At 35.6% G+C, this 13,498-nt stretch carries 13 protein-coding genes; 11 read left to right on the top strand and 2 right to left on the bottom strand.

The window, feature by feature from the left end; translation table 11 throughout:
- Positions 1-69 precede the first annotated feature (69 nt).
- On the bottom strand, positions 70-777 hold the full coding sequence (deoD, locus tag EUC40_RS18655; protein ID WP_000110707.1) for a purine-nucleoside phosphorylase: 708 nt from the start codon (positions 775-777) through the stop codon (positions 70-72).
- A 174-nt stretch (positions 778-951) separates the two neighbouring features.
- Between deoD and EUC40_RS18650 the strand changes: the two genes are divergently transcribed.
- Positions 952-1,740, top strand: coding sequence for a DUF8832 domain-containing protein (locus tag EUC40_RS18650; protein WP_156576962.1), 789 nt, complete (start codon positions 952-954; stop codon positions 1,738-1,740).
- 4 nt (positions 1,741-1,744) lie between these two features.
- Here the strand turns inward: EUC40_RS18650 and mprF are convergent, their stop codons facing one another.
- On the bottom strand, positions 1,745-4,324 hold the full coding sequence (gene mprF / locus EUC40_RS18645; protein WP_156576248.1) for a bifunctional lysylphosphatidylglycerol flippase/synthetase MprF: 2,580 nt from the start codon (positions 4,322-4,324) through the stop codon (positions 1,745-1,747).
- A gap of 185 nt (positions 4,325-4,509) precedes the next feature.
- Between mprF and EUC40_RS18640 the strand changes: the two genes are divergently transcribed.
- The 10 genes from EUC40_RS18640 (at position 4,510) to resC (ending at position 13,350) form a co-directional block, all read left to right on the top strand.
- A complete protein-coding gene (locus EUC40_RS18640) occupies positions 4,510-4,899 on the top strand; it encodes a hypothetical protein (RefSeq protein WP_156576247.1) in 390 nt (129 codons plus the stop codon).
- A 22-nt stretch (positions 4,900-4,921) separates the two neighbouring features.
- Entirely contained in the window at positions 4,922-5,413 is a 492-nt protein-coding gene (locus tag EUC40_RS18635; protein WP_149174947.1) for a YpuI family protein, read from the top strand.
- A 105-nt stretch (positions 5,414-5,518) separates the two neighbouring features.
- Positions 5,519-6,433, top strand: a complete 915-nt coding sequence (locus EUC40_RS18630) for a superoxide dismutase (RefSeq protein WP_156576246.1) — start codon at positions 5,519-5,521, stop codon at positions 6,431-6,433.
- A 111-nt stretch (positions 6,434-6,544) separates the two neighbouring features.
- Complete coding sequence (dacB, locus tag EUC40_RS18625) at positions 6,545-7,669, top strand: D-alanyl-D-alanine carboxypeptidase DacB (protein ID WP_149174946.1); 1,125 nt, start codon at positions 6,545-6,547, stop codon at positions 7,667-7,669.
- Entirely contained in the window at positions 7,662-8,258 is a 597-nt protein-coding gene (spmA, locus tag EUC40_RS18620; RefSeq protein WP_046955232.1) for a spore maturation protein SpmA, read from the top strand. The genes dacB and spmA overlap by 8 nt, the downstream gene beginning before the upstream one ends.
- Complete coding sequence (spmB, locus tag EUC40_RS18615) at positions 8,255-8,785, top strand: spore maturation protein SpmB (RefSeq protein WP_016088671.1); 531 nt, start codon at positions 8,255-8,257, stop codon at positions 8,783-8,785. The genes spmA and spmB overlap by 4 nt, the downstream gene beginning before the upstream one ends.
- A gap of 289 nt (positions 8,786-9,074) precedes the next feature.
- A complete protein-coding gene (rluB, locus tag EUC40_RS18610; RefSeq protein ID WP_060630153.1) occupies positions 9,075-9,803 on the top strand; it encodes a 23S rRNA pseudouridine(2605) synthase RluB in 729 nt (242 codons plus the stop codon).
- A gap of 106 nt (positions 9,804-9,909) precedes the next feature.
- Positions 9,910-10,434, top strand: a complete 525-nt coding sequence (gene resA / locus EUC40_RS18605) for a thiol-disulfide oxidoreductase ResA (protein ID WP_156576245.1) — start codon at positions 9,910-9,912, stop codon at positions 10,432-10,434.
- A gap of 118 nt (positions 10,435-10,552) precedes the next feature.
- Positions 10,553-12,178 carry a cytochrome c biogenesis protein ResB gene (resB, locus tag EUC40_RS18600; protein WP_071709804.1) on the top strand — a complete coding sequence of 542 codons (1,626 nt, stop codon included), beginning with the start codon at positions 10,553-10,555 and terminating at the stop codon, positions 12,176-12,178.
- A 14-nt stretch (positions 12,179-12,192) separates the two neighbouring features.
- The gene (resC, locus tag EUC40_RS18595; RefSeq protein WP_156576244.1) at positions 12,193-13,350 is read left to right on the top strand and encodes a cytochrome c biogenesis protein ResC; all 1,158 of its coding nucleotides are present in this window, start codon (positions 12,193-12,195) and stop codon (positions 13,348-13,350) included.
- The last annotated feature ends 148 nt before the right edge of the window (positions 13,351-13,498 follow it).

The following is a 13,498-nucleotide window of genomic DNA, read 5'->3' as shown; positions in this document are numbered from 1 at the left end:
CTAAAGTAGTTTTTTATAAAAAGTCACATAAAAAGAACTCGCCAGACGTATGACAAGTTCTTTAGTGTGTTATTGTTGAATTGCTGCATCTAAAGCGATTTCAATCATTTCGTTAAATGTAGTTTGACGCTCTTCAGATGTTGTTTCTTCGCCAGTGAAGATGTGATCGCTTACTGTTAATACAGATAAGGCATTTACACCATATTTCGCTGCTAATGTGTAAAGAGCAGTTGTTTCCATTTCTACTGCTAATACACCGTAATCTCCAAGCTTTTTAACCATGTCCATGCTTTCACGATAAAATACATCTGCTGTTAAAACATTACCAACACGAACGTGTAATCCTTTTTCAGTTCCTGCATCGTAAGCTTTCTTTAAAAGATCAAAGTTTGCAGCTGGTGCAAAGTCAAAACCTGGGAATGTTAAACGGTTCATATTAGAATCAGTGCAGGCTGTCATTGCAATAATAACGTCACGTACTTTTACGTCTTTTTGAATCGCACCACAAGTTCCAACGCGAATTAAATTTTTAACCCCGTAGCTTTGGATTAATTCGTTGACATAAATAGAAATAGAAGGAACACCCATACCAGTACCTTGAACAGATACTCGTTTTCCTTTATAAGTTCCAGTGAATCCTAGCATACCACGTACGTTGTTATAGCAAGTAACGTCCTCTAGAAATGTTTCAGCGATATATTTTGCACGTAATGGATCACCAGGTAATAGAATAGATTCAGCGATTTCACCTTGTTTTGCTTCAATATGTACACTCATGAAAAGTCCTCCTTATAATGTATTGATAGAAATCAATATCATTTGCATTATACACTACGAATCCTCTCAATTAAAATCTTTTTATAATTTGTAATATGTGCAAACTAGAAGGATTTCATAAATCATAATCTAGAATATATATGTAAGAAGTTTTGTATGGATAAGACAATAAAAATGGTAGGTGATGTTTTGAAGAACCTTTTCATTGGACTTGTTGCTTTGTTATTTATTGTAGCAGGAGGATTTTACATAAAAAAATATCAAGAAACCGTAGAGACGGTAGGAGATGTTCAGGAAGTAAAATGGAATGTGGCAAATGGAAAGGGAAATGAGAAAGTTGATATTTTGTTCCAATTACGAAATAAAAACAATAATGAAGTTCGTGGTGTGAATGATCAAATTAGGGCAGTTATTGTAGATGGACAATTAAAACAGGTACAACAAATGAAACCTGCATTTGCAGGGAATGGATCATATAAGCTATCTTCTAAAATAGCGAAAGATGAAGAGTATACAATATTTTTATATGAAGAAGAAAATAAGTCCGTAGAATCATTCGCTAAGAAAAATTTTGGGAAAGAAATAGAGGAGAAAAATAAGAAAAAAGTGAAAACCCCAATCGATAGTGTACTTACAAAAAAAATAGGAGAATATGAAGTTTCTCTTTTATTTGGTGCATTGCATCCGAATGAGCCTGCGACGTTAACATTTCAGTTTCAAGCAAAAAAGGGTGTGAAATTGAAATTACATTCAGAGAGGGGCGAAGTAGAGTCTCTCTATATCGTAGATGATAAGAGGGAAAACTTTTTATACGCTATACCTGTTGAGACAGAAGAGCAATTACAATATCGCATTACATTTCCTGTAGAAGGAACATATAAAATGTGGGGAACTTTCTATATCAATGGCAAGAAATATGAAAAGGAGTTTATTGTACAAGTTCAAAAACGAAAAAACAGCTAAATGCTTAGCTGTTTTTTCGTTTTCCTATTAATTTTGTTACAGAGAGCATTGTAATTGGTAAAGAATGATTCTTTCTAAATGCTAAATATTTACCGCTCCATGCTGGCTTATATTTTTCTTTAAAATGTCGTAATCCGCTGAAACTATACGTATAACGAACGTTATTAAAGATGGCAGCAGCAACTCGTTCAGACCAAAACGATTGTGTTGATAAACCAACATTTGAAAGTGGTGCCATCCCAATATTAAAGGAGTGGTAGTCATTTTCTTTTGCCCAGTGGAATAAGTGAATGAAAATGGCATCCATAATACCGCTAGGAGCATCTGGATAATAACGCATTAAATCAACAGATAATGATCCGTCTTGATATACAGGCATAAAGGTTGTGAACGCGATGATTTTTCCTTCTGCGTCAGATAATGTAGCGATAGGCGCGCGGCTAATATACTCACGATCGAAGTATCCGAGTGAAAAACCTTTTTCTTTTTTTCCGCCGAGCCATGCATCTGAAACTTTCCGTAACTCTTCAAATAATTCGTCTGAGAATGGCGGCTCATGAATAGAGAATGTATAGCCTTCTCTTTCAAAACGGTTGAAAGTCGCTCGCATACCAGCGCGTTTCTTTCCTGTTATTGTAAATGTATTTAAATCAACGACAGCTTCTTCACCAAGCTTAAAGAAGTTATAACCAAAATCATGATATAAACTCATCCATTTACTTTCGATTTGATAGAATACACAAATGTATCCAAATCGATCAGCCTCAGCTAAAAACTCTTGCAACACAGTACGATAGGATGATGAATCACCAATCGGGTCACCTAGTACAACAAGGCGTTTCCCAGTTATGGAGAAGAGAAGGAGCGCTTTCCCATCACTACTGAAGAAGCATTGTTTATCTCCTAAGAAGCCTAAATGACTAAGTACATTTCCACCATGTTCATCTAAAAAGTTTTGTAATCTTTTATCGTTAGCTGGTTGCCCGGGAAATTCATTTCGATAACGATTGGCAATGAGTGAGCCAATCAGTAAAAAAGTAGGAACGAAAAAGGCAGCGGCTAATGCACTTCTTTTCACTTGTGTAATGTTACGAACGACAAAATCAGGTTTAAAAGCTTCTTTTGCACTTGCAAATAAAACCCCTAAATATTTATATGAATATAATGTTACTAATAAGAATATAAAAACTTTTACGATATCAGAAAGTGAAACTTCCATTTTCTCGCGTACAAACCTTTTTCGAAGCATATATAATACAGCGAGCACGATTAATAAAATAAATGTTTCCTCAATATCAATTCCTTTTAGTGTATTAAAGATAGCCGCTCCAATTAACGAAACAATCGTCATATAATAAGAACGTTTTGTTCCGTAATATATTCCCCGTGAAAGGATTAGGAGGAGAATACCGAATGTTAGCGATAAGCTAAAAGAAAATTGAATAAGATATTTGGGTGCTAGAATATGTAAGGCGTGTGCTCGATTTATACTTGTTGGTAGAATGGTCGATAAAATAACCATTAACCCAGCAAATACTGTTAAAGCAGCAGATGCCCATGAACCTAGTTTTCCTAAAAAGTCACGCTGCAAAGTCCATATAACACCAGTTGTTTCTAATGCAGGCGCAATAAAAGGCTTGTCTTCAAACTTTTTAATGGCCACTCCAGTCATTTCAAAAGCTGCAAAAATGAGACCAATGCAGAATGGTAAGATGTAATAGACGAGGCGATATAATAACATAGCAGGCAGTAATACACCTGTATCGATGCCGTATTGTCCTAGTCCAGTTAAGAAGACAAGGTCAAATGAACCAAGACCACCAGGAACAAGACTGACGACACCAGCTAAAGCAGCAATGACATACACACCTAAAAACTTTTGGAATTCTATATCGATTCCAAATAAGATTAAAATGACGTACATAACAATACCAGCAGATACCCACTCGACTAATGACACTAATGAGTATAAAACAGTTGGATTTTTCTCTTCCTCTTCTTGTTCTTCGGTTTGCTTTGTTTTTCTATTTTTAAGTTTAGAAAAGCCGATGTATATAGGGACGAACAGAGCAAAGAAGATAATAACGGGCCATAGCCACGGCTTTTCATGTAAAATCAAGCGAGTGTCTAATACTCCGATAAGACCGAGGAATGAAAGAATTGCCAATCCGTTAATAAAGGCAGTTGTCATCCAGGCGATACTTTTAATAAGTTTGCTATTTTCTTTTATGTATGGACGATACAGCATTGTGCGTACACCAGCTCCAACGAGACCACCAAATCCGATAAACCCATTTAAAGTATTAGCAATCCATGAGATACGGAAAATCTTTTGGACAGGTATATCAGCTTTTAAGTAACGAAGCATCACATAGTCATAAAAGAACATTGTGGATACAGCAAATGCACCAAGTGTAATTGCTAAGAAGACTCCTCCAGTTGGAATGTTTTTAATTGTATCAATCGCTTCTAAGAAAGAAATGCCTGCTAATTCTTTTTTGGCTTGAAAGAATACAATTGTTAATACAACAAATGGGAAGATTATTTTCCCGATTTGTAAGAAACGTTTCCATGAAAACGACATAAATACAACTCTCCTTGTATAAGAAAACTGAGACAATAATATTATTATGACAAACTTCAAGAAAAATAAAAAGGTAAATTCCTGTATAGGGAAGCTATTTTTTATATAGGTATATTTAAAAGAATATTTTGTTTATCAGAAAATTAAGTTAGAATAAAGTGAAAGAAGGAAGAGAGGGGAAACAGATGATTATAATAGGTTATGCAGGATATGAATTAGAGAAAGCAAAGCCTAATACATCAGAAGATTTTTTTAATAGATCTGAAGTGACATATATATTAAATGGTAAGGAGAAAACTTTTTCGGTTTTATACCTTCGATATTTTGAAGAAGTTTTACAAGAAATTACTCCTTTTGAAGGAAATCCAGTATGTAAAGTAGAAGAACAAGACATATATTTACGGGATATTGTAGCGATATCTTGTATAGTAAAAGATAAGGAACTTCGCGCACAAAAACGTTTATATCTCAATACTATAGAAGAATTTAAGCAATATTTTAATGGCGAAACAGTGGTGAAAGTACAAGAAATATTGGCTGAATTACATAAAAATAAAAGAGTAGAAATTGCGTGAAATGGCAAAGGGGAGAGAAGAAATGTCTAATTTGATGGTTGAAAATCAAACAGAACAAGTTTCTATGTTTTTAGAAGATGTTATTACTTTGATAACCAATTATGTAAATTATCATACGTTGCCTTCTTTATTAGAAGAGACACCGGCAGGGAATGAGCAATATTATAAAGGGTTATTAGCATCAATAAGACGTCTTCTCGTTTTTTGTGAAGAAGGGCATGATGCGTGCTTTGTTTTGTTGAATAGCCAGCCATTTCGAAAAACAGCGGCTGAAAAGATTTTGTATAAGATTTATCATCAAGTAATTGCAGAGTTCTTTTCGCCAAAGAGCGATCATTGGTATGAAAATAGTCGTTCTGCATATACAGGGAAAAATTCTATCGTTTTTCAACAAACGCCACCTGTATCTATAGAGCAAGTAATGGAGAATTTAGAAGGTAAATTTCAACTGATGCGTGAAGAACTAGAATATTATGAGACGGATTACCAAACAAAGATGTTACACAAATATTAATTGCGAAAAAGAAGCTAAGGGGACTTAGCTTCTTTTCCTTTTGTACAGTTATATAAGGGATTTCCGTTGAATATATTTAAGGGGATAGCATTAAGGAGGTGTAACATGAGTCAGCAAGGTGTATTTACAGATTACTTTCATGAAGTAGAAAGTTGGTGTGAAAGTGTTCTTCACGTATTAGATAGCCGTGCAATGGAAGTGTATGATGTCCATATGCTTGCTTATAAAATTCAAACGTTATTAGACCGTATGAAAGAGCATGAGTATGATACAGATGCAGAGTTTATGTATGAAATAAGTGATGATGTAGAACATATTCAGCATCATTTGCAGGAAGTGTTCGTGCAGGAAGAAGAGGAATATGAACTATATGAAAGAGGGGATAGTGAACGAGCTGTTCCAATTGGAGGACACACACTCCCGCCATTACCTTATCCGTATAATGCGTTAGAACCGTATATTTCTAGAGAAATTATGATGTTACACCATGATAAACACCATCGTAGTTACGTGGAAGGACTAAATAAGGCAGAGAAAATGATGGACGAAGCGAGAAAAACAAATCAATTTGATTTGATTAAGCATTGGGAAAGAGAAGCGGCTTTTCATGGATCAGGTCATTACTTACACACGATATTTTGGAATAACATGAAAAAAGATGGTGGCGGAAGTCCAAGAGGGGCTCTTTCACAACAGATTGAACAAGATTTTGGGAGTTTTTTACGTTTTCAAAAACATTTCACAGAAGCAGCTTCTAAAGTGGAAGGATCAGGATGGGCGATCCTCGTTTGGGTGCCACGATCTGGAAGATTAGAAATTTTGCAGAGTACACTTCATCAATTGTTTACGCAATGGGATACGATACCGCTCCTTGTACTAGACGTCTGGGAACATGCGTATTATTTACAATACCAAAATCGAAAAGATGAATATATTAAAAATTGGTGGAATGTTGTAAATTGGCCTGATGTAGAAAAAAGATTTGAAAGTGCGAAACAAATAGAATGGACACCGTATTAGACGCAGGTTCTCTGCGTCTTTTTTATTGGAAGGAGAAGGAGATTTCGTTCATATTTTAAAAGGCCAAGCATACACTTGTACAAAAAGTGCCAAAAGGACGTGGGGGGAAATATGAGACGAATTTGTGTAATAATTACGCTTCTTATTATGTACGCAAGCGTTATGCCAATTCCTACATATGCAAAGATGAACAGTAATGTCAGTGCTCGAAATGCTGTATTAATGGAGCAACAGTCAGGTCGCGTATTATACGGAAAAGCTGAGCATGAGCCACAAAAGATTGCTAGTATAACAAAAATTATGACTGCCTTGTTAGCTGCTGAATCAGGAAAAATGAAGGAAATGGTCTCGGTTAGTAATGAAGCAGTGAGAGTAGAAGGCTCAGCAATTTATTTGAAGCCTGGACAGAAAGTAAAGTTAGAGGATTTAGTATACGGACTTATGCTTAGATCTGGTAATGATGCAGCACAAGTAATTGCTGAAAATGTAGGAGGGAGTATAGAAGGGTTTGTATATTTAATGAATGAAAAGGCGAAACAAATTGGAATGAAAGATACTCACTTTTCAAACCCACATGGTTTAGACGGAGATGGATCCCATTATTCGTCGGCTTATGATATGGCACTTTTAACGAAGTATGCAATGGGGAACGAAACCTTTAAGAAGATTTTTGGGACAAAAACGTATAAATCAGATTCGTGGGATTATCCGTGGAAAAACAAACATAAACTTGTGACGTCTTATTATGAATTTGCAACAGGAGGAAAAACAGGCTTTACGAAGAAAGCAGGACGGACGCTTGTTACAACAGCATCAAAAGATGGACTAGATCTAATTGTCGTAACTTTGAGCGCTTCTAGCGATTGGGATGATCATATGAATTTATTTGATAAAGGTTTTGAACGTTTCAAGCAAACGAAGGTTTTAGGACAAGGAGCGTTGGCTGAAATAAATGAAAAGAAATATGCGAACCATGTTTATACGAAAAATAGTTTTTCCGTGCCTTTAACTGAAGAGGAAAAAAAGAGCGTAGTATTAAAAGTTGAACTAGATAAAAGTGCAAAGCTTACGGATGGAGTAAAGGTTGGAAAGACAGACGTATATGTTGGTAATGAGAAGGTTGGAGAACGGAATTTATTTTATAGTAAACGGAAGTTAGTAGCTACAACGGGAATGTACTGGAATAATGTGAAAGAAATTTTTTCTTACATGATAGGTGTTGGGAACGATGGTTAATCTCGTATGGGTAGCGATGGCAGTCATAGGGATCGTATATGCCATGATAAATGGAACGATGGAAGCAATAAATAAAGCAGTATTTGATGGAGCAAAAGACGCGGTAACAATTTGTATAGGACTTATTAGTGTTTTAGTATTTTGGCTCGGCTTAATGAAAATTGCAGAAGAAGCAGGGTTGTTAAAAAAATTAGTCACACTTTTTATGCCGATAGTAAAAAGGTTGTTTCCAGAAATACCGAAGGATCACCCATCAATGGGATTTATTTTATCAAATATGATGGCGAACTTTTTTGGACTAGGTAATGCAGCGACCCCTCTTGGTATTAAAGCGATGGAACAACTGAAAGAATTAAATGGTGGGAAGGATTCAGCAAGTCGTTCTATGGTGACGTTTCTAGCATTAAATACATCAGCTATTACGTTAATTCCAACTACCGTCATTTCGATTCGAATGACATATGAATCAGCAAATCCTACTGAAATTGTTGGAGTAACATTTATAGCACAAGTGTTATCAATGATTGGAGCAATTTGGATTGACCGCTATTTTTACAGAAGAAGGAGTAGAAAGGGGCGGAAAAAATGAGTATTGTAAATACAATTTCATTATGGGTCATACCGTGTGTAATTGGATTCATCCTTTTATACGGCACGATAAAAAAAGTCCCGACGTATGAATCGTTCGTTGAGGGAGGAAAAGAAGGGATTCAAATTGCAGTTTCAATTTTACCATTTATGGTTGGAATGCTTGTGTCGATTTCAATTTTTCGGGCGTCTGGAGCGTTAGATGCGATGATATCTGTAATGAAGCCGATGTTAGATTTAATCCATGTCCCAGCAGAAATTGTTCCACTAGCACTTATACGCCCTATTTCAGGCTCTGCTGGTTTAAGTATTACGACCGATTTAATTGCCACATATGGACCAGACTCATTCATTGGGCGATTGGCTTCTACAATGCAAGGGAGTACAGATACGACTTTTTATATTTTAACGGTATACTTCGGAGCTGTTGGAATTAGAAAAATGGGAGATGCATTAAAAGTAGGACTTTTTGCTGATTTAATCGGAATTATTTGTTCGATTGTGTTTGTTTCTTTAATGTTTAAGTAATACTATTCATTTTTTATGCTATTTCGCTTATAATACGTATACGACCACTATTAAGGTGTTGCTTAATAGTGGTTTTTTTATGCGGTATTTTTGACAAAATAATGAACTTTTATTGTGAGCAATATGAAAAATATGGACAATAATAAAAGGTAAAAACATGATTTGACCTTTATATGTTTATTATCATCGCTATGTTGTTTAAGTAAGATGAAGCGAATAGCCGTAAAGCGTATGCGGTTGCCAAGTCTTTCTAATGTAAGGTAAGATAAATTCGAGGTGAAAAAAAGAAATGGAACGATTACAAAAAGTGATTGCGCAAGCAGGTATTGCATCGAGAAGAAAGGCTGAGGAATTAATTCAGCAAGGAAAAGTAAAAGTTAACGGAAAAATAGTGAAGGAGTTAGGAACGAAAGTAACTCCTCAAGATAAAGTAGAAGTAAATAACATCCCTCTTGAAAAAGAAGAACCTGTTTATTTTTTACTATATAAACCAACTGGCGTAATTTCGAGTGTATCAGATGATAAAGGAAGAAATGTTGTAACAGACTTTTTCCCGGAAATTACACAACGTTTATTCCCAATCGGACGCTTAGATTATGATACGTCTGGCGTATTATTAATGACAAACGATGGGGACTTCGCAAATGTATTAATGCATCCTAGATATAAAGTTGAAAAAACATATGTTGCAAAAATAAAAGGCCCTCTAACAGGTGAGAAAATCCGTATGTTAGAACGTGGTGTGACGTTAGAAGACGGGAAAACAGCACCAGCGCGTGTAAAGATTATTTCTTGGGACAAGCGTAAAGAAATGGCGATTGTACAATTAACAATTCATGAAGGACGTAATCGTCAAGTACGTCGTATGTTTGAAGCGTTAGATTGTAAAGTAGTGAAACTAAAGCGTGAACGTTATGCTTTCCTAGAAGTAGGAAGCTTGCGACCTGGTGATGCGAGAGAATTGACACCACATGAGGTGAAACAATTACGTGCATTGGCTTCTACAAAGCCAAGATAAGCTATAGAGTTAAAATTTCACCAGTAGAGTTCTCTGCTGGTGATTTATTCAATACAACATTTACAGAAGATGTTACATATCATTTACCGAGGAGAGGAGAGGTAATATGAAAAAAAATCGCTTATTATTTCGCGTTATTATTCTACTTATTTTATGTGGTGCTGTAGGATTTACACTTTATCAAGGATTCTTTGCTGATAAAGAGAAAATGCAAATCGGAAAAGAAGCACCTAACTTTGTTGTGACGGATTTAGAAGGAAAGAAAATTGAACTAAAAGATTTAAAGGGAAAAGGTGTATTTTTAAACTTTTGGGGAACTTGGTGTAAACCTTGTGAAAAAGAAATGCCTTATATGAATGAATTATATCCAAAGTATAAAGAAAAAGGCGTTGAAATTATTGCGTTAGATGCAGACGAAACGGATATCGCAGTAAAGAACTTTGTCAACCAATATGGTTTGAAATTCCCAGTTGCCATTGATAAAGGTCAAAAGATTATTGGGACATATGGAGTAGGACCATTACCGACAAGTTTTTTGATTGATAAAGATGGAAAAGTAGTGGAGCAAATTATAGGTGAACAAACGAAAGAACAGTTAGAAGGATATTTAAAGAAAATTACGCCGCAATAAAGAAAGCCTTTACATACGAGGTGCATACCTATAGTGCCTCTGGTTTAAAAATTCTGAGTATTGCGGTAACTTGAGGTTAGAATATACAATAGTACATATAGATACAGGGGCGGTGAGAGTGTTGAAAGAAATTAAGTGTGAATGTGGACATGTTAATCCGATAGGAACCGTTTTTTGTGAAGCTTGTGGGAAACCATTTGAAAGCAGTGAAAATGTAAAACTATTGGATATGCGCTATGAGGGGAGTGCTCGAAGATCTCTCACGCAGACAAAGACGGTAGTCGATAAAATTTGGAGTTTTTTCTCTTCTGTAAAAGTGGGTGTATGGCTCATTGTAATCACTTTAGCTGCATCGGCGATTGGAACTATTTTTCCGCAAGAAATGTACATAACTCCAGGGATTGCACCAGCTGAATATTATAAACAAGAATACGGATTTTTAGGGCAATTATACTATCAATTAGGATTTAATAATTTATACGGTTCATGGTGGTATATGATTTTAATTGCTTCTATCGGTATTTCACTTGTGATCTGTAGTTTAGACCGCGTCATTCCACTTTATAAAGCTCTAAAAAAACAAGGGGTGAAAAGACATCCTAGTTTTTTAAAGAGACAAAGGTTATATGGGACTGGTACGCCGCAAGATGGTGACCTTGAAAGAGTGCAAAAGAATTTAAAGAAAGCGAACTATAACGTGAAAGTGGAAGACGGTAACATTTTAGCTGAAAAGGGACGGTTTTCACGCTGGGGTCCATATGTGAATCATATCGGTCTTATTATTTTTTTATTCGGTGCGATGCTTCGTTTTTTACCAAGTATGTACGTAGACGAAGCACTTTGGTTACGTGATGGTGAAACGAAAGAAATACCAGGGACAGATGGTCAATACTATTTAAAAAACGAGAAGTTTATAAAGGAAGTTTATGATAAGAGTAAAGACAAGGAAGTTTTTGATGAAGCAATTGATCGTGTAGGTGATAAAATGATTGCGAAAAACTTCCAAACGAATGCTGTATTATATAAAGCGGTCGGCGAAAATATAGCAGGACAAAAACCGAGACTAGAAAAAGTAAAAGAAGCGGAAATTCGAGTGAATGAACCGCTGAAATTTGATCGATTTGCCGTTTATCAAGTCGATTATAAAGAAAGTGAATTTAAAAGTATGTCCTTTAACTTGCAAAATAAAGAAAGTAATCAAAAGTGGGGACCGATTAAAGTAAATTTAGCGAATCCTACAGAAAAATATGATTTAGGAAATGGTTATTCTCTAGAACTATTAAGTTATTTCCCTGATTTTTATTTTGACGAGAATGGAAGACCGAACACAAAAACGAAATTACCAAACAATCCTGCATTCGTCTTTAAAATGTTTACGCCTGAAACACCAGATGGTGAAGTGAGTTTTGTTGGTATTCAGCAAAATATAGAACCTGATGGGAATAACAAATATAAAATGTCCTTTGCAGGTGTGGAAATGCAAAATGCAACAGCACTTACTATAAGGAAAGATTTAACGCTTTGGATTCTCGGTATTGGAGGATTTATATTTATGGTTGGTGTGATTCAAGGGATGTATTGGAATCATCGCCGTATTTGGATACAACGCGTTAATGATGAATGGTGGATTGCAGGACATACGAATAAAAATTGGTTCGGTTTAAAGAAAGATATTGAAAGAGTAATAGAAGGTACAGCAATTCCGCAGCCAAGCGATAAAGTAGTCGATAAAAAAATTAGTTAAGGTGGGGAAACGATATGGTGCAAATAAGTAGTAACTTTCTCTTTACCGCATTTATTTTATATTTAATTGCAACTCTATTTTTCGGGGGAGCAATTAAAGAAAAGGGTCATAAATGGGCAAATGTAGGAATAACGATTACAATTTTAGGGTTTATAGCACAAACAATATATTTTGTAACAAGATGGATTGCATCAGGACATGCACCAGTGAGTAACTTTTTTGAGTTCGGTACATTTTTCGGCATGATGCTTGTCGGAGCATTTATTGTCATGTATTTTATGTATCGTGTAAGTATTATCGGACTCTTTGCGTTACCAGTTGCGCTTTTATTAATTGCCTACGCGAGTATGTTTCCGAGGGAAATATCTCCGCTTATTCCATCTTTAAAAAGTAATTGGTTACATATTCACGTGACGACTGCAGCAGCAGGACAAGCGATCTTAGCAATTAGTTTTATTACGGGCGTTATGTATTTATTAAAAAATGTAGATCAATCAGTGAAAAGTAAACGTACATTTTGGTTAGAAACGGTCGTGTTCACACTTGTTTGTACAGTTGGGTTTATTGGAGTCACAACAGTATTTTCTAGTATGAAATATGAAGCGAAGTTTCAATGGATTGATAAAAATGAACAACAAGTGGAAATGAAGTACAATCTTCCGGCTTTAGTGGGGCCACATGAAGGAAAGTTACTGACAGAAAATAAATTAGAGCCGACAGTTGAAGTTCCAGCGATTGTAAATGCGAAAAAATTAAATACTGTTATTTGGTCAGTGTTAGTCGGAACATTACTTTATCTTGTATTAAGACTTGTTTTACGGAAACGAGTATCAGCAGCACTTCAGCCGCTAGTCAAGAATACGAATAGTGATTTACTAGATGAAATCGGATATCGCTCTATTGCAATTGGATTCCCAGTTTTCACATTAGGTGCATTAATTTTCGCGATGATTTGGGCACAAATAGCGTGGACACGTTTTTGGGGATGGGATCCGAAAGAGGTTTGGGCGCTTATTACTTGGCTCTTTTATGCTGCGGTATTACATTTACGCCTATCAAAAGGATGGCACGGAGAGAAGTCAGCGTGGTTAGCGGTAATTGGTTTTGCAATCATTATGTTCAACTTTATTGTAGTAAACTTAATTATCGCGGGTTTACATTCATACGCATAGAGAAATAAAATAGGAGAGTGAATGTCACTTTCCTATTTTATTTTTGTCAACTTTTCTTCTTTTTTGAGAAAAACATGACAAAGTAGCGGTTGATTTTGTAAAATGATGTCGAGGACATTATATACTGTTCAAAAAAAATACATAGTTT

Source organism: Bacillus luti, assembly GCF_009739945.1.
Taxonomy (GTDB): domain Bacteria; phylum Bacillota; class Bacilli; order Bacillales; family Bacillaceae_G; genus Bacillus_A; species Bacillus_A luti.
The sequence above is the reverse complement of the archived record's forward strand: the minus strand, read 5'-3'. Positions and strand labels throughout refer to the sequence as shown.

Excerpts from the sequence above, each read along its gene's own strand:
- deoD (WP_000110707.1), bottom strand. The coding sequence starts at position 777 with ATGAGTGTACATATTGAAGCAAAACAAGGTGAAATCGCTGAATCTATT.
- EUC40_RS18650 (WP_156576962.1), top strand. The coding sequence starts at position 952 with ATGGTAGGTGATGTTTTGAAGAACCTTTTCATTGGACTTGTTGCTTTG.
- mprF (WP_156576248.1), bottom strand. The coding sequence starts at position 4,324 with ATGTCGTTTTCATGGAAACGTTTCTTACAAATCGGGAAAATAATCTTC.
- EUC40_RS18640 (WP_156576247.1), top strand. The coding sequence starts at position 4,510 with ATGATTATAATAGGTTATGCAGGATATGAATTAGAGAAAGCAAAGCCT.
- EUC40_RS18635 (WP_149174947.1), top strand. The coding sequence starts at position 4,922 with ATGTCTAATTTGATGGTTGAAAATCAAACAGAACAAGTTTCTATGTTT.
- EUC40_RS18630 (WP_156576246.1), top strand. The coding sequence starts at position 5,519 with ATGAGTCAGCAAGGTGTATTTACAGATTACTTTCATGAAGTAGAAAGT.
- dacB (WP_149174946.1), top strand. The coding sequence starts at position 6,545 with ATGAGACGAATTTGTGTAATAATTACGCTTCTTATTATGTACGCAAGC.
- spmA (WP_046955232.1), top strand. The coding sequence starts at position 7,662 with ATGGTTAATCTCGTATGGGTAGCGATGGCAGTCATAGGGATCGTATAT.
- spmB (WP_016088671.1), top strand. The coding sequence starts at position 8,255 with ATGAGTATTGTAAATACAATTTCATTATGGGTCATACCGTGTGTAATT.
- rluB (WP_060630153.1), top strand. The coding sequence starts at position 9,075 with ATGGAACGATTACAAAAAGTGATTGCGCAAGCAGGTATTGCATCGAGA.
- resA (WP_156576245.1), top strand. The coding sequence starts at position 9,910 with ATGAAAAAAAATCGCTTATTATTTCGCGTTATTATTCTACTTATTTTA.
- resC (WP_156576244.1), top strand. The coding sequence starts at position 12,193 with ATGGTGCAAATAAGTAGTAACTTTCTCTTTACCGCATTTATTTTATAT.